This window comes from Paraburkholderia sp. 31.1, from assembly GCF_014397645.1.
In the GTDB taxonomy this organism is placed as follows: domain Bacteria; phylum Pseudomonadota; class Gammaproteobacteria; order Burkholderiales; family Burkholderiaceae; genus Paraburkholderia; species Paraburkholderia tuberum.
The window spans coordinates 22,243-45,769 of the sequence record NZ_VZQN01000039.1 but is presented as its reverse complement, the minus strand read 5'-3'; the positions used below and the strand labels follow the sequence as shown (position 1 = coordinate 45,769).

At 62.6% G+C, this 23,527-nt stretch carries 23 protein-coding genes and 1 pseudogene; 12 read left to right on the top strand and 12 right to left on the bottom strand.

All coding sequences use genetic code 11. The features are described 5' to 3' along the window. The first annotated feature begins 250 nt into the window (after window positions 1-250). The 3 genes from phbB to F6X37_RS37140 all read left to right on the top strand — a co-directional run bounded on the left by phbB (window position 251) and on the right by F6X37_RS37140 (window position 2,000). The gene (phbB, locus tag F6X37_RS26840; protein WP_187613406.1) at window positions 251-994 is read left to right on the top strand and encodes an acetoacetyl-CoA reductase; all 744 of its coding nucleotides are present in this window, start codon (window positions 251-253) and stop codon (window positions 992-994) included. 375 nt (window positions 995-1,369) lie between these two features. Then, window positions 1,370-1,564, top strand: a complete 195-nt coding sequence (locus F6X37_RS26835) for a hypothetical protein (RefSeq protein WP_262420031.1) — start codon at window positions 1,370-1,372, stop codon at window positions 1,562-1,564. A gap of 181 nt (window positions 1,565-1,745) precedes the next feature. Continuing rightward, window positions 1,746-2,000, top strand: a complete 255-nt coding sequence (locus tag F6X37_RS37140) for a hypothetical protein (RefSeq protein WP_262420030.1) — start codon at window positions 1,746-1,748, stop codon at window positions 1,998-2,000. A gap of 112 nt (window positions 2,001-2,112) precedes the next feature. Here the strand turns inward: F6X37_RS37140 and F6X37_RS26830 are convergent, their stop codons facing one another. Next, window positions 2,113-2,490, bottom strand: coding sequence for a DUF3022 domain-containing protein (locus F6X37_RS26830; RefSeq protein ID WP_018422505.1), 378 nt, complete (start codon window positions 2,488-2,490; stop codon window positions 2,113-2,115). 299 nt (window positions 2,491-2,789) lie between these two features. Here F6X37_RS26830 and F6X37_RS26825 point away from each other — a divergent pair. Further along, a pseudogene (locus F6X37_RS26825) lies at window positions 2,790-3,261 on the top strand (ABC transporter ATP-binding protein); the annotation flags it as partial. 44 nt (window positions 3,262-3,305) lie between these two features. Here the strand turns inward: F6X37_RS26825 and F6X37_RS26820 are convergent. Next, entirely contained in the window at window positions 3,306-4,169 is an 864-nt protein-coding gene (locus F6X37_RS26820; RefSeq protein WP_187613381.1) for an alpha/beta fold hydrolase, read from the bottom strand. Between the two features lie 108 nt (window positions 4,170-4,277). On the opposite strand from F6X37_RS26820, the gene F6X37_RS26815 reads away from it, so the two are divergent. After that, window positions 4,278-5,129, top strand: coding sequence for a LysR substrate-binding domain-containing protein (locus F6X37_RS26815; RefSeq protein ID WP_184069590.1), 852 nt, complete (start codon window positions 4,278-4,280; stop codon window positions 5,127-5,129). Window positions 5,130-5,306: 177 nt separating this feature from the next. Here the strand turns inward: F6X37_RS26815 and F6X37_RS26810 are convergent, their stop codons facing one another. Beyond that, entirely contained in the window at window positions 5,307-6,437 is a 1,131-nt protein-coding gene (locus tag F6X37_RS26810; RefSeq protein WP_187613380.1) for an MBL fold metallo-hydrolase, read from the bottom strand. Between the two features lie 84 nt (window positions 6,438-6,521). On the opposite strand from F6X37_RS26810, the gene F6X37_RS26805 reads away from it, so the two are divergent. The 4 genes from F6X37_RS26805 to F6X37_RS26790 all read left to right on the top strand — a co-directional run bounded on the left by F6X37_RS26805 (window position 6,522) and on the right by F6X37_RS26790 (window position 8,628). Beyond that, window positions 6,522-7,136, top strand: a complete 615-nt coding sequence (locus F6X37_RS26805) for a TetR/AcrR family transcriptional regulator (RefSeq protein WP_187613379.1) — start codon at window positions 6,522-6,524, stop codon at window positions 7,134-7,136. 250 nt (window positions 7,137-7,386) lie between these two features. After that, window positions 7,387-7,761, top strand: coding sequence for a hypothetical protein (locus tag F6X37_RS26800; RefSeq protein ID WP_184067907.1), 375 nt, complete (start codon window positions 7,387-7,389; stop codon window positions 7,759-7,761). 4 nt (window positions 7,762-7,765) lie between these two features. Next, window positions 7,766-8,113, top strand: coding sequence for a hypothetical protein (locus F6X37_RS26795; protein ID WP_184044876.1), 348 nt, complete (start codon window positions 7,766-7,768; stop codon window positions 8,111-8,113). Between the two features lie 23 nt (window positions 8,114-8,136). Next, window positions 8,137-8,628 (top strand): lytic transglycosylase domain-containing protein, encoded by a 492-nt coding sequence (locus F6X37_RS26790; protein ID WP_184067903.1) that lies wholly within the window; start codon window positions 8,137-8,139, stop codon window positions 8,626-8,628. 74 nt (window positions 8,629-8,702) lie between these two features. Here F6X37_RS26790 and F6X37_RS26785 read toward each other — a convergent pair whose 3' ends face one another. The 4 genes from F6X37_RS26785 to acnB form a co-directional block, all read right to left on the bottom strand. Next, entirely contained in the window at window positions 8,703-9,971 is a 1,269-nt protein-coding gene (locus F6X37_RS26785; RefSeq protein WP_187613378.1) for an RNA polymerase sigma factor, read from the bottom strand. Continuing rightward, window positions 9,968-10,336: a YciI family protein gene (locus tag F6X37_RS26780; protein ID WP_184067896.1), complete on the bottom strand. Its 369-nt coding sequence runs from the start codon at window positions 10,334-10,336 to the stop codon at window positions 9,968-9,970. Before F6X37_RS26780 ends, F6X37_RS26785 begins: the two co-directional genes overlap by 4 nt. 318 nt (window positions 10,337-10,654) lie before the next feature. Next, on the bottom strand, window positions 10,655-11,431 hold the full coding sequence (locus F6X37_RS26775) for a substrate binding domain-containing protein (RefSeq protein ID WP_262420029.1): 777 nt from the start codon (window positions 11,429-11,431) through the stop codon (window positions 10,655-10,657). Between the two features lie 248 nt (window positions 11,432-11,679). After that, a complete protein-coding gene (gene acnB, locus F6X37_RS26770; protein ID WP_187613377.1) occupies window positions 11,680-14,265 on the bottom strand; it encodes a bifunctional aconitate hydratase 2/2-methylisocitrate dehydratase in 2,586 nt (861 codons plus the stop codon). Between the two features lie 289 nt (window positions 14,266-14,554). On the opposite strand from acnB, the gene F6X37_RS26765 reads away from it, so the two are divergent. Both F6X37_RS26765 and F6X37_RS26760 read left to right on the top strand, forming a co-directional pair. After that, the gene (locus F6X37_RS26765; RefSeq protein WP_187613376.1) at window positions 14,555-15,157 is read left to right on the top strand and encodes a DUF1326 domain-containing protein; all 603 of its coding nucleotides are present in this window, start codon (window positions 14,555-14,557) and stop codon (window positions 15,155-15,157) included. Window positions 15,158-15,159: 2 nt separating this feature from the next. After that, window positions 15,160-15,951, top strand: a complete 792-nt coding sequence (locus F6X37_RS26760; RefSeq protein WP_187613405.1) for a DUF2182 domain-containing protein — start codon at window positions 15,160-15,162, stop codon at window positions 15,949-15,951. 34 nt (window positions 15,952-15,985) lie between these two features. On the opposite strand, the gene F6X37_RS26755 is transcribed toward F6X37_RS26760, so the two are convergent. Beyond that, window positions 15,986-16,936, bottom strand: coding sequence for an alpha/beta fold hydrolase (locus F6X37_RS26755; protein ID WP_410451430.1), 951 nt, complete (start codon window positions 16,934-16,936; stop codon window positions 15,986-15,988). Between the two features lie 134 nt (window positions 16,937-17,070). Further along, complete coding sequence (locus F6X37_RS26750) at window positions 17,071-17,628, bottom strand: TetR/AcrR family transcriptional regulator (protein WP_187613375.1); 558 nt, start codon at window positions 17,626-17,628, stop codon at window positions 17,071-17,073. A 258-nt stretch (window positions 17,629-17,886) separates the two neighbouring features. Between F6X37_RS26750 and F6X37_RS26745 the strand changes: the two genes are divergently transcribed. Further along, window positions 17,887-19,416, top strand: coding sequence for a CYTH and CHAD domain-containing protein (locus F6X37_RS26745; RefSeq protein ID WP_187613374.1), 1,530 nt, complete (start codon window positions 17,887-17,889; stop codon window positions 19,414-19,416). 91 nt (window positions 19,417-19,507) lie between these two features. Here the strand turns inward: F6X37_RS26745 and F6X37_RS26740 are convergent, their stop codons facing one another. From F6X37_RS26740 to F6X37_RS26730, 3 genes are all read right to left on the bottom strand, one after another. Next, a complete protein-coding gene (locus F6X37_RS26740; RefSeq protein ID WP_090810890.1) occupies window positions 19,508-19,909 on the bottom strand; it encodes a hypothetical protein in 402 nt (133 codons plus the stop codon). Window positions 19,910-20,113: 204 nt separating this feature from the next. After that, window positions 20,114-21,148 carry a phosphate ABC transporter substrate-binding protein PstS gene (gene pstS / locus F6X37_RS26735; RefSeq protein ID WP_187613373.1) on the bottom strand — a complete coding sequence of 345 codons (1,035 nt, stop codon included), beginning with the start codon at window positions 21,146-21,148 and terminating at the stop codon, window positions 20,114-20,116. A gap of 248 nt (window positions 21,149-21,396) precedes the next feature. Then, the gene (locus F6X37_RS26730) at window positions 21,397-23,145 is read right to left on the bottom strand and encodes a thiamine pyrophosphate-binding protein (RefSeq protein ID WP_187613403.1); all 1,749 of its coding nucleotides are present in this window, start codon (window positions 23,143-23,145) and stop codon (window positions 21,397-21,399) included. Window positions 23,146-23,527: the final 382 nt, after the last annotated feature.

Here is a 23,527-nt window from a genome sequence, read left to right as displayed (position 1 = left end):
AACACCATTCGGGGCATCTGGAATCTTTGAGCAGTGCGCCGGCGCGGCATATCGCCGCGAGCTGACGCACCCGGCTCCATTCGCGCAATACCACAAGCCTATAAAAACCCGCGCAGTTCAATCAATGCCGCAGCCGTTCCTCCCTCGACGCTGGAGGCGGCAGCGCATTGTGGCAAAGCGATGGCGGGTATGCGAGACGGCCATTGGGCATTCACGATCCTCGCAGACATTACGATCACGGATGGAAAGGATGACGAAACGAATCGTAGTAGTGACGGGCGGCATGGGCGGCCTGGGAGAAGCGATCAGTACGAAACTGCACGACGCAGGGTATGCGGTGGTAGTCACGCACTCGCCGAACAACACCGGTGCGGACAAATGGCTGGCTGACATGGAAACTCAGGGCCGGAGCTTCCGCGCTTCCCCGGTCGATGTGGCCGACTACGACTCATGCCAGCGTTGCGCGGACAAGATTCGGGCGGAGGTCGGCCCGGTCGACATCCTGGTCAACAACGCGGGGATCACCCAGGACATGACTCTCAGGAAGATGGACAAGGTGAACTGGGATGCGGTCATTCGCACGAACCTCGATTCGGTCTTCAACATGACCAAGCCGCTGTGCGAAGAGATGGTCGCACGAGGCTGGGGGCGCATCGTCAATATTTCGTCCGTCAACGGTTCAAAAGGCTCGGTCGGCCAGACCAACTACGCCGCGGCCAAGGCTGGCATGCACGGTTTCACCAAGTCGCTAGCACTGGAAGTGGCGCGCAAAGGGGTCACCGTCAACACGATTTCGCCGGGCTACCTGGCCACCAAGATGGTCACCGCGATTCCGCAGGAGATCCTCGATACGAAGGTCCTGCCGCATATCCCGATGGGACGGCTCGGCAAGCCCGAGGAAGTCGCGGCGCTCGTGCTCTATCTCTGCTCGGACGATGCCGGCTTCGTGACCGGCTCCAATATCGCGATCAACGGCGGCCAGCACATGCAGTAACGCGACACACCGCGCCGGTATGCGCCGGAACATCGGACGAAGCGGCGCGAACCATTCACGCAACACCCCTGTGCTTCCATGAGAGGAACGTGTCATGAGTGAGACCTGGATGGGCCTGATCATTGGGGGCTCGGCCCTCAGCATCGCAATGCTGATGGTGATTGATCACTATCGCCGTGAGCGCAGACGGGCACGACTGCTACGACATCTGGATCATCATGAGTGGTGGCATCAACCGCGCGGGCGAATGTAGGTGCATCGTCCGTGCCAATAACAAATCAGATACATCGAGAGGGCTGAAGAATGACACCGGAAACCACCGGACAACTAAAGGCCACAGGCCATCAGATTACGGTTCGTACGAGGCGCGGCTGCATGCGGGTCGCCGCAGTGTGGCAGGTATTGATGCCGGTCGCAGATGCCATCGAGGAGGTACGGATTACGAGCAACCGTAAACGTGACGTCGAAGACATGACGATCGCGTTTGCCGACAGGCTCTCCGGATCGCTGCACACCGTTCTCAGGCAGTTCGAGACGATGCCGTGGGTGGCCGCCGCGGAGCTTTGCTGAACACCGGGGCCGTGCCGCTTGCAATGGGTCGCGTCGCCACGCGACCCCGCGCGCGTCATGCTACCTGGCCCGCCAGGTAGCTGCCGGGCGCGCGCCCCGCATGGGTTGTTTGGCACGAACCGGCCAATTGAAGCCGGACGTATACGACCGGACCCAGCCGGTCACCACCTGAGAGAAGTGGATGAAAACAACAATCAGGAAAGGGCCCCCGTACAGGGAGAGCCCCTATACACCCCTGACCGCTGGAGATGCAATTTCCCATCTCGAACGGATCCTGTCCTCCGATGGCGCGGATTCGTTGTTCAGCCGGACCTACTGGCGCGCGCGTGTTCAGCAGGTGAGCGCTACTCAAGGACTGACTCCGCAGCAGCAGGCAAGGCTCGTGAAGTTGCTCGAGTCGCTCCCGCCCCCGGTCCCGAGCGAAGAATCGTGCTAGTCACTTTTCGACCTCGCTACATCGTGGAGATTCGGGCGCAACTCGATTGGCAGGCGGCCGCCGGCTCGGACAGCCAATCGCCAAGCCGCGGACGTACGCCGTCCGCGATGGATCAGAGCTGATCGTCGACATCCAGCAGCCGATCCTCCACCTGCAGGTCTTCGGCGCACTCTCCCCGCAAGGGCAACTCACCGCCTTCCGCTCGGAGTCGATCGCGGACCATTTGGCAGAGGCGTTCGCGCACGAGGATACGTTGTGCCGTGTCCATCTGCGCGTAACGCTGAATCTGCGAATCCGAAAAGTGGAGTGTGAGCACGCATCGCGCATCCAGCGTCGTGTCGCCATGTGACTCGACGACCCAGGAGGCCTGGATGAAGAACGTCCGGCCGTCGTCGTAGCTGCTGATCGCGGGCGCCTTCGGCGACTCGAATAGTGTGGAAAGAGCCAGTTCGATTTCTTCGACGCGCTGGTTCAGATCGATGTCTTTCATTGAAAGTCCTCCTTGTGGTCGAGGGCCCGGTTGCATGGCATCGGGCGTCGTCGTGACCGCGGGTTCGCTCGACGCTGCGCCCGAGTCGCCAGCTGGCACGACGGCGCTCGCGTGTCCGCACTATGCGTGCCGGCTTTGCGCCTGGCCCCGCAGAATTGATGAATCGATGAATACGCGAGCAAGAACTGTGTCCGGCTGCCGCTGGCCGCCCAATGAAGAGGCAGCGCGCTTCGGCTGAAGCCGTCGAAATCGCTGGCGCGTCCCGAAGTGGGCGCGCGGCTCGTGAAGCAAAGCGCGGACTACGACCGCACCAGCGCGCGCTGGCCGGCATCGGCTGGGTGCCGCAGGAACGCACAATATCTTCAAGTCGCTGACGGTCGAAGAGAACCTGACGGCGATCGCCGTGTCCGGTCCGTGGGATCTGGCTCGCATCTACCGGATGTTCCCGCGCCTGCAGGAGCGCCGCGCCAATATGGGCAACCAGCTCTCCGGCGGCGAGCAACAGATGTTGGCCATCGGCCGCGCGCTGATGCTCAATCCCAAGGTGCTGCTGCTCGACGAACCGCTCGAGGGCCTCGCGCCGATTATCGTGCAGGACCTGTCTCGGAGATCATCCGCGAAGGCCTCTCAGTGATTCTGGTCGAGCAGAACGCGCGCAAGGCGCTGGGCATCACGCACAACGCCGTGGTGCTCGAGCGCGGCTCGGTCGTTCATTCGAGTACGGCGGCCGAGTTGCTGGTCCAGGATCACAAGATCGATACCTTGCTGGCCGGGAAAACCAGCGTGCACGCCGAAGCACTCTCCCGTCAACCGGGCTACGCCGCGAAAGTCGCAACCGCCCTGTTGAACGCATCCGGTCTCGCGACATTCATCCCATGCGACGCACCGTCGATCGTTTCGCGTTCGGCAAACTCGATCCACTGTTCGAGCTTGTCGACCGTATTGCGGAACATACGGGGACTTTTCTGGCCGTCGATCAACAACGTACGGCACTTGATATCGCGCGCGGCTTCCGGCGTATAGGCGGGAAGCGGATCGAGCAACTGCTTTGGCAGCGTGAGCGCGTTGTCGAGCGCCATGCGACGAAAGCTCTCCGGGCTTTTGTTCCAGAACCCCGGCATGCTCACCGAGTCGACGAACATCGACAAGCCGGCGTCGAACTCGCCCCGCTCGATCAGTTCCGCGACCCGTGCGCGCAACACGTTGGTCGCCGGCGGCATGAACGCAGGCTGCCCCCTCGCTTCGGTTTGCAGCGGGCCGCCGGGATCGGCTAGCGTCAGCGTTTTCACGAGGCGCGGAAATTCGCGCGCGAGATGGAAAGCCACGCACCCACCCCGCGAGTGACCGACCAGATGAACGGGAGCAAGGTCGAGCGCCGTGATGAATCCGGCAATTTCCTCGACGTGCGCCTCCCAACTGAAGTCGCTGTGTCCAAATGCATCGATCTCGGGCCAGTAATGGCTCAAGCTCGGCGCGAAGCAGCGAAACCGGCCCGACAGGGAGGCCATCTGGGCGTCCCAATAGCGATAGTCGCAAAGCGAGCCGTGCACGAAAACCATCGGCTCGCCGCGCCCGGACTCGACATACGGTATCGCAAGACTCGATGCGGTGGTCACAAACGATGGCGCGGACGCGCCAAAGGCCGAGGCCAGAATCGATGGGCTGGTACGTGCATTCATCACAGGGCTCCTTTGGCGCCACTATCGACGGTGTGCTCGCAAAAGAAAATCGCATAATATTGATGGAATCGATCTACTTTTCTGATATCAACCATCATGGCAACGGAAATGAAAGCGCTCGATCTGGACGTGCTGTCCATGATCATCGCGGTCGCGGACGCCGGCACGATCAGTCGCGCGGCGCAGGTCGTGCATCGTTCGCAATCGGCGGTGAGCATGCAGATCAAGACGCTCGAGACGGCGCTCGGCAAGGCGCTTTTCGTGCGCAAGCCTCGCAGCGTGGTGCCGACGCAGGACGGCGAAATGCTGTTGACCTACGCGCGGCGGATGATCGCCCTGCGCGACGAAGCGTGGGCAGCGGTGGTACGGCCCGACGTGACCGGACGCGTGGTGATCGGCGTGCCTGACGACTATGCGACGTCACTGTTCCCGCCGATCCTCAAGAAATTTTCGGCGACCTATCCGAAGGTGGAGATTCAGGTAGTGGGCCTGCCAAGCGTCGCTCTCGAGCCCATGTTGAAAGACGGCACGGTCGATCTCGTCTGCGCGACGCGCGTGAAAGGATTGCACGGCGAGTTCCTGCGTCACGAACCGATGGTCTGGGCCGCCGCGCCAGGCGCGACCGAGATCTGGCGTGAAAGGCCCTTGCCCATCGCCGTGTTTTTGCCCGGCAGCGTCGCGCGGGAGAAAGCCATACGGAGCCTGGAGCGAGCGCGCATCACGTATCGAACCTCGTATGAAAGTCCGAGTCTGCTGGGTCTGCTGACGATGGCCGAGGCCGGACTCGCGGTGACGCCTTTGGCGAAGTGCGCGGTACCGGCTCACTTCTCGCTGCTGGGAACCGCGAATGGCCTGCCGGAAATCGGCACACTTGAAGTCGTGCTGGCGCGAAGTGCCGCTTCGAAACGGCCTGTGTGCGATTTTCTCGCGGAACGCATTCTCGCCGACCTGAAGAATTGACCCGCAGATCGACGGTTGCGTATCACGCCGCGGCGGACCGTTCCGACGGAGCGTACTTCGAGGTCGCGAGCGCTTCGGCGGGAACGGCAACGTGCGCGCGCCGCACCAGCGCACCGCCGCGAAACAGTCCGCTCGGTCGCTCTCGTCCGCCGCAAAGACGTGGCGGTGCCAACGACCTCAGGACGACTCCCCCTCCTGGACCCCGCGCGACGCGCACATCCGCCACGAAGCCTTCGGCACGGCAGCGGTTTGCGCAACGTCGCGCCACCAGCGTTCGCCGCGATGCACCGCAGTCAGATCGAGCCGCTCGCCCATGCGCGGTGTCGACAGCGCGACGCCGCGCGCGAGTGCCAGCCCCGTCACCCTTTCGAACGGCTCCTGCCAGCGATGCATCGCGAGGTCGAAGGTGCCGTTATGGATCGGCACGAGCCAGCGGCCGCGCAGGTCGATATGCGCCTGCACGGTTTCTTCGGGCTGCATATGGACGTATGGCCACATCGCGTCGTACGCGCCGGTTTCGATCAACGTGACGTCGAATGGTCCGAGGCGCTCGCCGATCGCGCTGAAACCCTCGAAGTAACCGGTGTCGCCGCTGAAAAACACGCGCAAATCGTGATCGACGATCACCCACGACGCCCACAACGTCCGGTTGCCGTCGAACAGGCTGCGCCCGGAGAAGTGCTGCGCGGGCGTCGCGGTGAACTCGATGCCCTCGACCTCCGTGCCCTGCCACCAGTCGAATTGCCGGACCTTTGCCGCGTCGATACCCCATTCGATGAGCCGGTCGCCGACCCCAAGCGGCGTCAAAAACACCTCGGTACGCTGCGCCAGTATCAGCACGGTTTCGCGGTCGAGATGGTCGTAGTGATCATGCGACAGGATCACGCCGCGCAGCGGCGGCAAATCGTGGAGTGAGATCGGCGGCGCATGAAAGCGCTTCGGACCGAGATTGCGGAACGGAGACGCCCGCTCGGCGAACACGGGATCGGTCAGCCAGAACTTGCCGCGCAACTTCAGCAGCATCGTCGAATGACCGAGCCGGTACAGGCTGCGGTCGGGCGCCGCGTCGAGTTGCGCGCGCGTCAGCGTTTCGACCGGTAACGCGTCGGCGGGCACGGTGCCGCGCGGTTTGTTGAACAGCACCGTCCACGCGAGGCCGAGCGTTTTGCGCAGGCTTTCCGCCGGACGCGGCTTGACGTTGCGAAAGCGCTCGCCGTCATGCTGCGGCGACAGGCTGAACCTCGCGCGGCTGCGCTGTGCGGCGTTCACGCCGAGCATTCGGCGGACAAAGGCGGGAAGCGACGTCATGAAGTTGACCTTCCGAAGAAAATGTACACTCGGCAGTGTAGATTATCTTAAAGAAAAGTAAACTGCTCAGTGTAAAATCGTTGGATGGAATCCTGTGCCCGCCCCCAACGTCTGACTGACCGAAAGCGCGTCGCGATCGTCGCTGCCGCGATCGAGGAATTCCTCGCGGCCGGCTACGACGCTACCAGCATGGACCGTATCGCCGCCCGCGCGAATGTCTCGAAGCGCACGGTCTATAACCATTTCCCGGGCAAGGAAGCACTTTTCGCGGCGATTCTCCATCAACTGTGGGACGCGAGCCATGACGGCGATGCACCCTCTTATCGTGCTGACCAACCGTTGCGCGCGCAGTTGCTCGATCTGCTGGAGCGCAAGCTGCGGCTGCTTCACGACGAGTCCTTTTTGTCGCTTGCCCGGGTGGCGATCGCGGCTGGCATCCATTCACCGGAGCGCGCGCGGGACATGGTCGCTCGCATGGGCGAACGCGAGGAAGATCTGACGGCGTGGGTCCGGGCGGCCGCCGCGGACGGCCGCATCAAGACCGATGACCCCGTCTTCGCGGCACTGCAGTTGCAGGGGCTCGTGAAGGCTTTTGCCTTCTGGCCGCAAGTGGCGATGGGGCAAGTGCCGCTCGATGCCAGCGAGCAGAAGCGCATCGCGGAAGCGGCGGCGGATATGTTTCTCGCGCGGTATGCGTGAGTCGGTTCGTCGGGTTGGGGCGTCAGATCGATCGCGTGCAGACGAGCGTACGCGTAGCAATCGCTGTGGCTTTACCCGACAGGGCAAGAAGTTCTTTGCTCGAAGGCGGAGGGGCACGCAGCAACCTTCCGGGAAGCGGCGCCGCGAGAGCGAACTCTTTCTTTTTCGCAAACGTTTGCCCCCAGGTATCAAGTCTGAGCATCCCAAGCCGAAAACGCGTACATCGCCACGAAACTTTGGAGACCCCGACGTGACGCGCGTTGTGCTCTTACTTGCCGTAATGTTTGTAACGGGCTGTGCACAACTGCAGCAGCCCAATACGGCTCAAGCCGAGAAACCTGCGGTGTCGGACGTGATCATGAAGTTCGACATTCCCGCCGATGCACTCGGCGCGCGCGATCCGCAACTGACTACGGTGCTCGCCAAGGCGGGTGCGCTCGCCGCCGCGCAGAAGCAGCCCACTGTGATCCGCGTAACGGCGCTGGGCCAGGACTTCAAGTACATCAACCAGGCGATCTGGCGGGGCGTGCCGCAGCAGGGGCTCAAACCCACGCTCGAAAACCTTACGACCGGCGCGAACCAGACGTACAGCGTCTCGATCCAGCCGCTACATGCGGGGAGCTGACACGATGCGCCTGATTGCTTTCGCCGCGGCATCGCTATGCTTAGGTTCGGCCGCATGGGCGGGCCAGCCCGCTGCCAGCGCGCCTGCGACTGCGGCCGGCACTGCCACCGCTGTCACCACAGCCTCTGCGGACAAGGTCTACCCGCCGCTGCCCACGCTCTCCATGCTGCCGCCCTCCACCGGCGACGACGACGATCTTCCCGCGCCGCGCTCGACGTCGCACAACAAGAAAAAGACGCACCAGCACGATTGCCGCTGCGCGATGCCCACGCCGCGCCTCGTCGTCTCCGATGCGTCGCGCACCTATCTCAAGGACATCGAGCGGCAGCTCGATTCCGCGCTGGCGCAGTAAAGCAGGACCTGGAGCCCCGACTCATGGACCAGCACAAGACCAACGCCTTCCGCCCTTTGCGGTCGTGGGCCCTATGCGCCTGGGCGGCGCTGCTGGCGCTCGGCAGTTCGACCGCGCAAGCCGCCCCGTCCGCCGACGATTGCTTCGACAAGGCCGGCGCTTACCAGGGCGTCAATCCGCACGTGCTGCGCGCCGTGGCATGGCGCGAATCGAAAGGCGACGCGAGCGCCATCAACCGCAACGCCAACGGTTCGATCGACGTGGGACAATTGCAGATCAATTCGATCCACTTTCCTGAACTCGAGAGCCGGGGCATTCCGCACCGCGCGCTCACGGACCCGTGCGTGAATATCTTCGTGGCCGCGTGGCTGCTCAAGCAGAAGATGGTGCGATACGGCAACACATGGCGCGCAATCGGAGCGTATCACTCGGAATCGCCGCACGAGCGCGACGCCTACGCGCGCAGCATCCAGGCGATTCTCGTGAGCTGGGGGCTGTTGCAGCCGGAGCGGTGAGGTTCAGGCGCAGGCCTGTCGGGGCAAAGCCGCCACGCCCGACCTGACGAAGCAGGCAAACGCAACCCACTCCGCTAACTGCTCGTCGATGCAAGCTCCATTCGCTTGCGCTGCAGGAACCGGCGCACGGCCGGATCACGCTCAAGGCCGATTGCCAGATCGTACGCGTCGAGTGCTTGCGCAGTCGCGCCGGTACGCGCGAGCAGATTGGCGCGTGCGGCCCAGTAGGGCTGGTAGTCGGCCAGCCGCGGGTCGTCCGCATACGGCGCAAGCGCGTCGAGCGCCGCCTGCGGGCCGTCGCGTTCGGCCACGGCAAGCGCACGGTTCACGGCGACCACCGGCGACCCTGCAATGGCGAGCAGCCCATCGTAGAGCTGCACGATTTCGTCCCAGTTCGGGCGACGCGTCCGGCAGCGATCCACATGCGCCGACTGCAGCGCGGCCTCGAGCTGAAAGCGCCCGATTGCGTTGAGCGCGTTCGCGCGCCGCAGCAGTGCGTTCGCCGCGTCGATCATCGGCGCGTTCCACGTTGCAGGGTCCTGGGCCGACAGCGGCACGTAGTCGCCAGCCGCATCGCGTCGCGCATCACGCCGCGCCTGTGCAAACAGCATCAGCGCGAGCAGGCCCAACGTCTCCGGTTCGTCGGGAAGCAACTCGACGAGCAGTTGCGCGAGATACAGCGCCTCGTCCGCGAGGTCGCGTCGCTCGGTATCGCCGCCGACCGGGTCCGTCCAACCTTCCGCATACGCCGCATAGACCGCTTCGAGCACCGCGTCGAGCCGGCCCGGCAACTCCTCGCGCTCGGGCACGCTGAACGGAATGCCCGCTTCGCGGATCTTGGTCTTCGCCCGCACGAGGCGTTTGCTCATCGCGGCGGGCGACATCAGGAACGCCGACGCAATCGTCTTCGCTTCCAGCCCCAACACCACTTGCAGCATCAGCGGCGTCCGAATCGCGGCCTCGAGCGCAGGGTGCGTGCACGCGAACAGCAGGGCAAGCCGCCGGTCGGGCAACGCGCCTGCCTCACTCTCGTCGATCTCGTCGGCGAGGATCATCAACTGGTTCGCCACGTCGTCGCCGACCTGGCGATGACGCGCGCCGTCGATCGCCCGGCGGCGCGCGACCGTCATCAGCCACGCTTCAGGACTCGCGGGACAGCCGTGCTCCGGCCAGTCCGCGAGCGCGGCCGCGAATGCGTCGGCGAGCGCGTCCTCGGCTGCGGCGACGTCGCGCGTGCGCATCGCCAGCAGCGCGACGAGCTTGCCGTAGCTGCGGCGAGCGACCGCCTCGGCAATCGAACGCGCGGCGCCGTCATCGCCCAGGGCGCCGCCGGACGCACTCATGCAGTGGGTGCCTCGTAAGGGGCGGTCCAGACCGGGCGCACCTCCATGACGCCGTGCGCCGCGCCGGGACAACGTGACGCCCACGACATCGCCGCGTCGAGGTTCGGCACGTCGATCAGGTAGTAGCCGGCGAGTTGCTCCTTCGAATCGGAATACGGTCCATCGAGCACCTGCGGCTTGCCGTCGACGAGCCGCACCGTGGTGGCCGTGTTCGTGTGCTGCAGCCGGTTGGCCCCCACCAGAGCCCCCGCTTTCTTCAACGATTCGGTGTACGCGTGATAGGCGGCAACGCCTTGCTGCCGCTCGCTTTCGGTCATCTTGCTCCAGCCGTTTTCTTCCGAGTAGATCATCAACAGGTATTCCATTTGAGCCTCCGTCATGGGGTTGAGGCGGATGAATTGCATCGGCCGCCATCACAATGACGCGCGGGCCGCATGCTGACGGACAGGGGGCGTCAAAAAAATCGCGGACGACCACCTGGGACCCACGCCGCATTGGAACAAGACGCCTGGATCGCAGCCCGTTCGACCGTGTTTCGCCAAACATTGTCGGACGGGTCAAGTGCCTTGTCGACCGGGGATTGGCTGCGGCGCGGTAAGGCCGGACCGCGATCCCTGTTCGGCATGATCCGGTGTCGGCGGAACACTCGCTAGGTCCTGACCGGGACAAAGGCCGGACCGGGATCAGACGTCAAAATTTCCGAAAACGAAATCGATAAATACGCGGGTCTTGGTCGGCAATCGTCGGCCGGCAGGATGAACGGCGTGGATGGGCATCGGCGCCGGCGCGAAATCCGGCAACAGGCTGACGACCGCACCGCTCGCGATCTCCGGCGCAAAGAGCCACGCCGGCGCTTGAACCAGTCCCATATGGGCGAGCACGGCAGCGCGAATCTGTTCCGCGTCGCCGGTGTGAAAATTGCCGGACGGGACGTGCAAGCCGGGACCGTCGACGTTTTCGAAGCGCCACGCCCGCGGCTCGCGCAGCGGTGCGAAAACGACGCAGGCATGTCGGGCGAGATCCTGTGGCCGTTCGGGGCGCCCGTGTTTTTCGAGGTAATCCGGCGTTGCGACGACAACGACTGGGCTCGATGCCAGTTGCCTTGCAATCATCGAAGAGTCGGCAAGCCGCCCGCTTTTGATCGAAAGGTCGAAGCCCTCCTCGACCAGATTGACGGTTCGCTCCGTGGCCGACAGGTCCACCGACACGTTCGGATACCTGGCGAAAAATGCCGGCAGGCGCGGCACCACATACAGCCGGCCAAAAACCGGCGCCACGGTGACCCGGACCATCCCGGCTGGCGAAACCTGACCGCGGCCAACGGACGATTCGAGCTCCGTGAAATCTCCAATGATGCGCAAACCCGCTTCATAGACCGATTGTCCTGTCTCGGTCGCTACGCGGCTGCCGCAGCGCAGCGGGGAAACACGGTGCAGTTGGAAATCTACGAGGGACTCCATCACGTGTTCCAGCGCTCGACCGACGAGCTTGCAAGCGCCCGATACGCGTTGGACCAGGTCGCGGGGTTTGTCTTGCGATGCGGATCGGCTATCGCCAGTCCCTGAGATTCCTCTGCGATCCCGGCGAGGCTGCCGCGCGCGGACCTCGACTCGAACGCCGCAAAAAAAATGGCGCCGCAGGCATTCAGCCCACGGCGCCATTTCGTGGCGCTACGACGCGAACCACACGTCGTAGTCCGACAGCACACTTACATCGTCACGGCGTCGGCGACTTCCTTGAAGTCCTCGATCTGGTCGAAGTTCATGTATTGATAGATCTTGTCGCCGTTGGCGTTGAGCACGCTCATGTCGGCCATGTACTCTTCCTTGGTCGGGATCTTGCCGAGACGCGAGCAGATCGCCGCCAGTTCCGCCGAGCCGAGGTACACGTTCGTGTTCTTGCCGAGGCGGTTCGGGAAGTTACGGGTCGACGTCGACATGACCGTCGCGCCTTCGCGCACCTGTGCCTGGTTGCCCATGCACAGCGAGCAGCCCGGCATTTCGGTACGCGCACCAGCCGTGCCGAAGACGCCGTAATGGCCTTCCTCGGTCAGTTGCTTCTGGTCCATCTTGGTCGGCGGGGCCACCCACAGCTTGACCGGGATGTCGCGCTTACCTTCCAGCAGCTTCGACGCGGCGCGGAAGTGACCGATGTTGGTCATGCACGAGCCGATGAACACTTCGTCGATCTTCGCGCCGGCTACGTCGGACAGCGTCTTCACGTCGTCCGGATCGTTCGGGCAGGCCACGATCGGCTCGTGGATGTCGGCGAGATCGATCTCGATGACGGCTGCGTATTCGGCGTCGGCATCCGGCGACAGCAGTTGCGGGTCGGCCAGCCACTGCTCCATCGCCTTGATGCGGCGCTGCAGGCTGCGCGGATCCTGGTAGCCCTGGGCGATCATCCACTTCAGCAGCGTGACGTTGCTGTTCAGGTATTCGATGATCGGTTCCTTGTTCAGGTGCACCGTGCAACCGGCGGCCGAGCGCTCGGCGGAAGCATCCGACAGTTCGAACGCTTGCTCGACCTTCAGATCGGGCAGGCCTTCGATTTCGAGAATGCGGCCGGAGAAGATGTTCTTCTTGCCTTGCTTGGCAACCGTCAGCGTGCCTTGCTTGATCGCGTACAGCGGAATCGCGTTGACGAGGTCACGCAGGGTCACGCCCGGCTGCATCTTGCCCTTGAAGCGGACCAGCACCGATTCCGGCATGTCCAGCGGCATCGTGCCGGTGGCGGCCGCGAAGGCGACCAGACCCGAACCGGCCGGGAAGCTGATGCCGATCGGGAAGCGCGTGTGCGAGTCGCCGCCGGTGCCCACGGTGTCGGGCAACAGCATGCGGTTCAGCCACGAGTGGATCACGCCGTCGCCCGGGCGCAGCGCGATGCCGCCACGGTTGCTGATGAAGTTCGGCAGCGTCTGGTGGGTCTTGACGTCCACCGGCTTCGGATAAGCGGCGGTGTGGCAGAACGACTGCATGACGAGATCGGCCGAGAAGCCGAGGCACGCCAGGTCCTTCAGCTCGTCGCGGGTCATCGGGCCTGTGGTGTCCTGCGAGCCGACCGAGGTCATCTTCGGTTCGCAGTACGTGCCCGGACGGACGCCCTGGCCTTCCGGCAGACCGCAAGCGCGGCCGACCATCTTCTGCGCCAGCGAGAAGCCCTTGCCGCTATTGGCGGGCTGCTGCGGCAGGCGGAACAGCGTCGACGGGGCGAGGCCCAGCGCTTCGCGTGCCTTGGCGGTCAGGCCGCGGCCGATGATCAGCGGAATGCGGCCGCCGGCGCGCACTTCATCGAACAGCACGTCGGACTTGACCAGGAACTCGGCGATCACTGCGCCGTTCTTCAGGGCTTTGCCTTCGTACGGGCGCAGTTCGACCACGTCGCCCATTTCCATCTGCGACACGTCGAGTTCGATCGGCAGAGCGCCGGCGTCTTCCATCGTGTTGTAGAAGATCGGGGCGATCTTGCCGCCGAGGCACACGCCGCCGAAGCGCTTGTTCGGGATGAACGGGATGTCTTCGCCCGTGAACCACAGCACCGAGTTGGTGGCCGACTTGCGCGAGGAGCCGGTGCCGACCACGTCGCCCACGTACGCGACCAGGTGACCCTTTTCCTTCAGCGACTCGATGAACTTGACCGGGCCGCGCTTGCCGTCTTCTTCCGGGGTGATACCGGGACGCGCGTTCTTCAGCATTGCCAGTGCGTGCAGCGGGATGTCCGGACGAGTGGTCGCATCCGGGGCCGGCGACAGGTCGTCGGTATTGGTTTCGCCCGTCACCTTGAAGACGGTGATGGTCAGGCTTTGCGGCACTTCCGGACGGCTCGTGAACCATTCGGCGTCGGCCCAGCTTTGCATCACGACCTTCGCATTGCCGTTGCCCTTGTCGGCCAGTTCCTTGACGTCGTGGAACTGGTCGAACATCAGCAGGGTTTTCTTCAGCGCGTCGGCGGCCACGGTGCCCACTTCGGCGTCGGACAGCAATTCGATCAGCGGCTGGATGTTGTAGCCGCCCAGCATCGTGCCGAGCAGTTCGGTGGCACGGGCGCGCGAGATCAGCGCGCAGGCGGTCTGGCCGTTGGCCACGGCGGCGAGGAAGCCTGCCTTCACGCGGGCGGCTTCGTCCACACCGGCGGGCACGCGGTTGGTGATCAGGTCGAGCAGCGTCTGCTCTTCGCCAGCGGGCGGGTTCGTCAGGAGTTCGACCAGCTCGGCGGTCTGCTGAGCCGTCAGCGGCAGGGGAGGAATGCCGAGCGCGGCGCGTGCGGCCACGTGAGCACGAAAATTTTCAAGCATGGGGGACCTGCTGGTATTTGCGTTTCAGGGAAAGGCTTTTAAGGCACTCCAAGCTGTGCCGGGCACTGCTTCGATCGCGATTTTAATTGCAATACCCATGCAAGGTCAAATGTCTTATGTCTTATATAAGAGTTGCGCCCCTCCCGCACCGCAAAAGCACCGACTGTGTAAGCCGCTTCAATCATTCGCAGTGCCCCGAACACTTTGATTCCTGCCCGCTTAACGGCTACAACAGAGGATGTCCGGCGATGTTCTTCCCGGCCGGATCCAACCGGCAGCGGAGGCGTGAATGAGCTATCAACTGATGGGCAGCATCCTCGAAGTGTGTGAATGCAAGGTGCTGTGTCCGTGCTGGATCGGAGAAGATCCCGATAACGGCGTTTGCCGCAGCGCGCTTGCGTACCACTACGAGCAAGGCATGATCGACGGCGTCGATGTCTCGGGCCTGACGATCGCGTTCGCGGCGTTCATTCCCGGCAACGTGCTCAAAGGCGGCTGGCGCGTCGCGATGTTCGTCGACGAGCGCGCGAGCGACGCGCAATTCGACGCCCTGGTTAGCGTGCACCGTGGCGAGCGCGGTGGCCCCATCGCGGATCTCGTGCAGTTGATCGGCGAAGTCGTGTCCGTGGAACGCGCGCCGATCGAATACGCGGTCGTCGACGGCAAGGGCAGGATGAAAGTCGGCGAAGCCATCGAGGCCGAGTTGGAGCCCTATCGCGGCCCGACCGGCGAGCCGACCAAACTGGTCGAAAGCATCTTTTCGACGATACCCGGCTCCCCTGCTTTCGTCGGCAAGGCGAACGCATTCCGCCTGCGGCACGAAAAGCTCGATCTCGACCTCGCCTTGACCGGACATAACGCCATTCAGGGATCGTTCAGCTTCGCGTCGTGAAGATGCTCGCACGCTCGCGGCTGTTCGCGCCGCTGTTCGTCGCATTGACGGGCAGCGCGTGGATCGCGTTATGGATATGGGACGCGGGGCCCTATGCGCGTTTTCTGCATCATGCGAGTTGGGCCGAACTGCCGCTCGTCGGCGCGATATGCCGTGAGGTGCCCGGCGCGAGCCTCACGATTGCGGCATTGCTGCACAGCGTCGCATGGCTGCTGATGATCGCGGCGATGATGCTGCCGACCGCCTTCCCGCTCTTCGACACCTTCCGGCGGATGACCGTCGCGCACGCAAACCGGCGCACGCTGATGGCGCTTCTGATCGTCGGTTATGCGACGATGTGGGCGCTGTTCGGCGTGCTCGCGCACGGCTTCGACGCGGCGCTCCATCTGGTCGCGGACCAGTCTGCGAGCTTGCTTGCAAACGGCTGGCTGATCGGCGCCGCGATCGTCGCGCTCGCGGGCCTTTATCAGTTCAGCAGCCTCAAGCACCGATGTCTCGACAAATGCCGCTCGCCGCTGATGTTCATCACCGAGCATTGGCGCGGCAGGAGCGCGCGCCGCGAGAGCTTTGCGCTCGGCATCAGTCACGGCGCTTTCTGCATCGGCTGCTGTTGGGCCCTGATGCTGCTGATGTTCGCGGTCGGCACTGGCAGCGTCGGCTGGATGCTGGCGCTCGGCGCGATCATGTCGGCCGAGAAGAATTTCAGCTGGGGCAGGTCCATCGGCAAGCCGCTCGGCATTGCGTTGCTTGTGTGGTCCGCATGGATCGTCCTACAGCACGCCCGCATCGCCTGAGCCATGCGCGGCATCTTGCGCCCACGTAGCCCCGTTACCCCTCTGCGCTTCCAAAGAACGCCGTGAGTTCGTCGGCGACCGCGCGCGGTTGTTCTTCTGGAATGAAGTGCCCGCAGTGACTAATGATGCGGCCTTTGACGTCGGTGAAAAAGGCTCTCAAAGGTGTTGCCATATCGGCGATGGAACCTTGATCGGAACCGAGCGTCAGCAGTGGCAGGTCGAGCATGCCTCGTTGCTTCAGTTCTGCATTCTGTTGGGCGGACACATGCGCGGCCCGGTAATACGCAAGGCCCGCGCGTAAGCCGCCGTCCTTCTTGAGAATGCGTAGATATTCATCGATATCGGCGTCAGTGAAAGTATCGGGATTGGCCGCCTTTCGCCGCAAGAACCAGTCGAGGTATTCACGTTCCTTGCCGGCGAGCAGCACCTCCGGCAGGTCCGGTAGCCCGTGAAATGCGAAATGCCAGGTGCGCCATGCACGCTCGGGCGCGCTCGGCAACGCATCAGGCAAGGTCACGCCGGGGATCCCCGCATCCAGCAGCGCGAGTCGCCGGACCTCGTCGCCGAACATTACGGCGTAAGGAAAAGCCACCCACGCTCCAATGTCGTGTGCAGCAAGAAAGTACCGGGTCATCCCCAGTTGCTGGAGCAAACCGTGAACATGGCTCGCAAGGGTTTGTGTGTCGTAGCCGTCCATCGGACGATCCGAATCACCTTGTCCGGGAAGGTCCGGTGCGACGACTCGGTAGGTTTTTGCAAGCAGTCCCATCACTTTGCGCCAGGCGAACCAGCTCTCGGGAAAGCCCGCGAGCAACACGACCACGTCGCCCTGTGGGTTTCCACCGGTGACGTAGTGCAGCCTCAGTCCGTCGACTGTCGCGAACTTGTGCTCGAATCCTGCTAGCCCCGCAACGGGCCTTGCTACTGGCAACGTGCTTACGAATCCGGAACTCCCTGATGGCACCGGCGAGTGATGTGTTTTCACGAACGAAACTCCTCTGGGTTGGGGGATGACACCGTTGAGCGGCTTTTCTCATTGGCGGATGATGTTAGGAAATGTACGTTTCCTAATAGGGTGACCGGCACGCGGAGGTCATGCGATGCGATGTCTTGCTGTGCTTAGTCCAGCAGACGCATGGCCTGATCCGCCGCCGCCATCATGTGTGCCCGAGATCGCCCGACTTTGCCGACGACTCTCAAACCTTGCGTCAGACTCAGCAGTGCGCGGCCGGTAGCGTCCGGATCCACGGCGGACGCGATCGAACCGTCTGTCTGGCCCACTCGGATCAAACGACACAACAGACGCTCCGTTCGCTGCAAAGACGCGACCACATGACTCGCGACCTCATCATCGAAGGCCAGCAGGTCGACTGCACTTCCGACTACGAGACAGCCTCGCTTGCCCTCTTCGCCAATTGCAGACTCAGCATAAAACCGCAGAATGGCCCGTACCTTGTCGCGGCCGGTCTGCTCCGCGTCGAGCAGGCGCTGCAACTGGCCATTTCGTAGATGGATGTAGCGCTCGAGCGCGGCAAGGAATACCGCTCGCTTATCGGCGAACGCCTTATAGATACTGCCGGCCGTGAGCCCCATCGCGGACCCAAGGTCGCCAAGAGACGTCCCTTGATAACCGCGCTCGCGAAAAATCTGGATTGCGCCGTCCAGCGCGACGTCCATGTCGAATTCGCGTGGACGACCTGGAGCACGTGGCTGTCTGGCAGCATGGTTGCGCGTAGTCATACGGCAATTATAGGAAATGATCATTTCCTAATCAAGATGTCCCAACGTGTACAGGCATTCGCGCCAGGCTCGTCCACCGTCTCATCCACTTTTCCGTGTCTAACTTTTATCTGAGGCCACTGGGGACGATCGGCCGTGACGCGGTCCAGCCAATCCGGTGTAGTCTGACAGTCTGGTGCTCATTTCGGAGGCAGCATGGAACGGGAACTGAAGCTGCGCGTTGCGACGGAAGATCTCGTCAAATTGCGTAACGCGTCGATGCTTGCGCAATCAGAAGCCACAGCGGGAACGCCTCACCTGCTGACGAGCACCTATTTCGACACGCCCGATTTTTCATTTCACTGGTGCGGGACTTCGCTGCGCGTGCGCACCGTCGGCAACGACAAAATCCAGACGCTGAAGCGCGAAGGATCGGCCAAGGCGGGGTTGTTCGACCGGGACGAGTTCGAGATGCCCGTGAATAGCGACGCGCCCGATCTAACGCTGCTGTACGACCAGATCCCCGACGACAGCGACTGCGGAAAGCTGATTCGCGACGAGACCGTTGCGGCCCAACTGAAGCCGGTGTTCGTCACGCGGATCAACCGGTCAGCGTTTGTGCTGCGCCAGCCGTCCGGAGACGAACTCGAGCTTGCTCTCGACGAAGGAAGCGTCGAAGCGGATTCTGGATCAGTGCAGATCGCCGCGGTGGAACTGGAACTGAAACAGGGCAATCCGGATGTGCTGTACCGCGTCGCGCTGGAAATGCTCGAAACTGTGCCGCTGCGTATCGATCATCGCAGCAAGGCAGATGTCGGGTATGCACTGCTCATTGACGAGCACAGCGAGGCGGTGAAAGCGCAACGAGTGCGACTGAACAAACGCGATTCGGTCGAGGATGCGTTCTGCGTGATTGTGCGCAACTGTCTGGACCAGGTCCACGCGAATGAACGGGGCGTCGTGTCGGGCCACGATCCATCGAGCGTCCATCAGATGCGCGTGGGACTTCGTCGCTTGCGTTCGGCTCTCGACCTGTTTGCGAAGGTCATCCCGGCCTCGTCCGGATTCGACGAGGAGGTGCGCTGGATTGCCTCGGAACTCGGCGGCGCGCGCGACTGGGAAGTGCTTGCGGGATCGACGCTCGACCATGCCGGCGCCGACGGCAATGCGGACGAGATCCGGCCCGTCAGAGAGGCGTGCGAGCAGATTGCCGTCAACAACCGGCAGCGCGCGGCTGCCGCGGTCGAGTCGGTTCGCTACACGCGGCTCGCGCTCCAGTTCGCGCTTTGGGTGAACCGCAAAGGTTGGCGAGATGAGATGTCCGACGAACAGCGCAACGCAATCAGCGGCCCGGTGAAGTCATTCGCTGCCGATGTCCTGCGTCGTCGGCACAAGAAACTGATCAAACGTGGCAAGGGTTTGGCCGATCTGGACGATCACCGTCGTCACCGCGCCCGCATCGCGGCGAAAAAAGTTCGATACGCCACCGAGTTCTTTGCGTCGCTATGCCCGAAGCAGGCCGTTCGCCATTATGTCGACGCGCTCACCGAGCTTCAGGATGATCTCGGCTGGCGCAACGATGCCGTCGTCGCCGATCAGCTTCTGAAGTCGTTGTTGAAAACGTCGCCGGAAGCAGCCTCGGGCGCGGCCTTCGCACGCGGCTTCCTCGCGTCACGCGTCGCTGCCGATCATCAGACATTGAAGAAGCTGTGGAAGCGCTTCAAACTGCTTTCGTCACCGCACTGACGCGAACAATTCACCGCGATGTATCCGGGCACGAACGTGTCACGCGCAACACTCATCGTGAGGTCTCACGATGTTCGAGATCGAAGTCTTATTATCCGAACAAGCGCGACCACGCCGCGCGTATGCGGCGCGCGCGGTCCTCGAACAGGTACGACGCAGCGAGCGCGAACAGGCCTGACATGACCCCCGTCGCGACGTGTTCGAGAACATGAAAGCGGTACTGGCTCAAATGAGAGTAGGCATCGCCGATAGCGGTCAGGCAACCGACGAGCAGTGCGTTGCTATAGCGATTCCCGTACCACTTCGCCGCCGGCGTGAAGGTGAGCAGCAGGGCGAGCACACCGGTGAGCAGCCCGGTTTTGAATGCGATCGCCCAGTGCGTGAGGCTCATGATGTTGCCCCAGCTCCCCGGCATACAGGTCATGCACGCGCTGGTTGGCTGCCAGAAACGCTGGATAAACAGTTTGAAGCGGCGTTTCCATGCGCTTCCCATGATGTACTCCACGATATCCAGCGCGAGATTTCACGCAGACATGGTACATCGCGAGCGTGGCGTGGCGTGGCGTGTGATGAGCGTGCGGTGATAAAGGACCGTCACACACGTTACCCGCCTCCGCGCGTCAGTCAATTGACCTGCGTCAATTGACTTCGTCCATGATCGATTACAAGCTGTTTGAGGCGGGTGGCATCGAGGCCTTCACTGAAACACCGGTTTTCCCGACGCGTCCTTGACCTTGGTCTTCCATTGCGCGCGGATTTCCGACACGACCGAATCCGGCAGCGAAATGTAGTCGAGATCGCTGGCAGCCTGCTCGCCGTTCTTGAACGCCCAGTCGAAGAACTTCAGCGTTGCCGCGCCTTGCGCCGGCTTGTCCTGCGTCGCATGCAGCAGCACGAAGGTCGCGCCGACGACCGGCCACGCGTCCTTGCCGGGCTCGTTCGTCAGGATCTGGTAGAAGGACGTCTTCCAGTCCGCGCCCGAGGCGGCCGCCTTGAAGGTTTCGGTCTTCGGCGCAACCACGATACCGGCCGAATTCTTCAGGCTGGTGTAGATCATGTTGTTTTGCTTCGCATATGCCCACTCGACGTAACCGACCGCGCCCGGCAGGCGTTGCACGAACGCGGCAACGCCGTCATTGCCCTTGCCGCCCGTACCGGTCGGCCAGTTCACCGTCGTGCCTTCGCCGACCTTCGACTTCCACTCCGGGTTCACCTTCGACAGAAAGTTCGTCCAGATGAAGCTCGTGCCCGAACCGTCGGCGCGGCGCACCACGGCGATGTCCGTATCTGGCAGCTTCATACCCGGATTCAGCGCGGCGATCGCCGGATCGTTCCATTTCTTGATCTTGTTCAGATAGATGTCGCCAAGCACGGCACCCGACAGAATGAGTTGACCCGGCTTCACGCCGGGCAGGTTCACAACCGGCACGACGCCGCCGACCACGGTCGGGAATTGGAACAGGCCAGTCTTCGCCAGTTCGTCCTCCTTCATCGGCGCATCGGAACCTGCGAAATCAACGGTCTTCGCGATGATCTGCTTGATGCCGCCCGCTGAACCGATGCCTTGGTAGTTGACCTTGCCGCCTCCCGCCTTTTGGTAGGTGTCAGCCCACTTGTTATAGATCGGGGCCGCAAAAGTGCTGCCCGCGCCGGTGATGTTGACGGTTTGCGCTTGCGCGGCCGCGAGCGGTAGAGCAACGGCAAGAACTGCAATTCCGCGTTTGAACAGCATGGTTTGCCTCCACGAGATTGACTGACCGGTTCAATGGTTGCAGCAAGCTACGCGCCGCGATCCCTCTCTTGCGCATTCCGCAGGCCCGGCGTGCCCATCGCCGCGTCGAGCCTTGCCATCGGCTCGAACGTCTAAACTTAGGCGGTTCGAATGACATTTCGTTGACAACTGCGGCGCGGCGTTCAGACGGTCTGATTGCGGCGTCGTTCAGCAATGCGGTTGGCTTTGCCGCGTTGAAGGATGGAATCTCACGGACAGGCTTCGGCTTCTGCATAGTACCGGTTCGGCGCGGGAAAAACTCCGGTGATGACTTCGATCAGAAAGGGGCCGTCATATTGACAAGCTTCACTCAGTACACCATCAAGCTCGTCGATGCGCTCAACCGCGCGCGCGGCCACACCGATCGATGATGCAAAAGCCGACCAGCTATGACAGGGCAATTTGGTGAACTGCTCTGAAATCGAACCACTCCTGATAGCGTCGATATGGATTGCGCCATGTGCGGCGTTGTTCAGAACCACATAGATCACCTTGACTCGGTATCGAGCCGCGGTCTGAATCTCCATGCCGTGCATCATCATGCAGCCATCGCCGGTCACCACGACACACGGGCGTTCCGGGGCCGCAAGCTTGACGCCGATTCCGGCTGCGATGGCCCAGCCCATCGGGGCGAGCGAGCTCGACGAAAAGTAGTTGCCCTTACCTGACGACAGCCAGTAATGGGCCATGAAGATGCGGTGGGCTCCGGAATCCACCACGACGTTGCTGTCCTTCGGCAGAATCCGGCACAAGTGCTTAACTACGTCTCCAGGATATAGCGCTTCGTCACCGCTGGAAACTCGGTCTCCTAACTGCTCGAACCGGTGGTCGTACAGGGGGGTCTCGTTGATCTCGGCAATCCACCCCTTTCTTCTTTGCAGTGCTTGCGGCAGCCCGGGAGGGTTGTCCGCGGCTTTCTGGGCCAGCAACCGGAAGCTCGCGGAAATTCCGGAGAAGATTCCTTGACGCGAAATGTGCCCCATCGCCGGTGAATCGAAGCTGTCATCAAAGATGAATAGCTCCTTCCCCCCTGTCAGCCTCCTGCTCCAGTTCATGCTGTCTCGCTGGTTCAGGTCGCTACCAAACACGACTAGTACATCAAGTTCGTCGGAGTTGATCACCCGTGCAGCGCGCGAATGACTTGAAAATCCGTAGACACCCAGTGCAAGGGCATGTTGCTCAGGAAATGCACCTTTTCCCGATAGTGTCGTTGCGACTGGAATGTGAAAGCCTTCGGCAACCTCGAGAAGAAGCTTTGCGGTTTCCGCATCATTGCCGCGACTTCCGACCAGAAACGCGACTCTCTTCGACTGAAACAGATACTGATCGCACAGCGCATCGAGAGCGGCGCGGTTCGCGGGCACTTCGCATGCGTTAAATTCGCGGTGAGCGTAGGGTTGCCGTGCCACCTCCTGACCGGGCAGGACATCCTGCTTTTGAACGTCTACGGGGATACTGATGAATGACTGCGCTCGACGCATCCAGTTCAACCCTTCGATCGCACGACGCATCTCGGCCTGAGTATTTTCCTTGTTCTTTAGCTCGACGATATCCGTCACCAGACTTCTGACCACGCCGCTTTCAAAAATGCCTCCGGGCGTGGCATCCTGGAACGCCCCTTTGCCTTCCGCGTGCGACGAGATCCCGCCGGCAATATAGAGCATCGGAATCCGGTCTGCGTGAGCGGCTGCCATGCCGGGAACGAAATTCATCGTGCCTGGGCCGGAAATCCCTGCGCAAACACCGAATTTCCGGCTGGCGCGGGCATAGCCATCGGCCATGAAAGCACTGCCGGTCTCATGAGCGCCTACGATTCCGCGAATCAAAGGGGAGTTGTCGATTGCGTCCAGCAGCGGATAGATCAGTTTTCCCGGGACCAGGAACACGTGGTCTATTCCGGCGGACTCCAACGAGTTCACAACCAGTGTCGAGACATTGAGCGGAGCGTTTGATCCCATAGTTTTGATTACGATCTCACGAGTTACCGTTAATCGAATCTCACCGCTGCGCATCTGCCCGTCACGCGCTGCATGTCGGAGCGGCGCGAGACGAGATCGGCGATGGCCAGAGCGCGGAGACGGCGAGACGACATTCAAGGCGCTGCACGTCGAGTGCAGTCGCGCATCACGCTATTTCCTCGAACCCGCTTGACCGGCGGGCCCGGTTGTCTCCGTCCACAATCACACGCCCTGGCTGCACTGTTGATCATCCACGCTGCCTGCGTGCCTGAGGCAGTCGCCGCGGCGCATTGATAGCCATCCGGCGCACGTGCATCGCGGATCTTCGCCCGCTCGACTCCCGCGGGGCTGGCACGCGCCGACGGTATGAATCGACGTCATC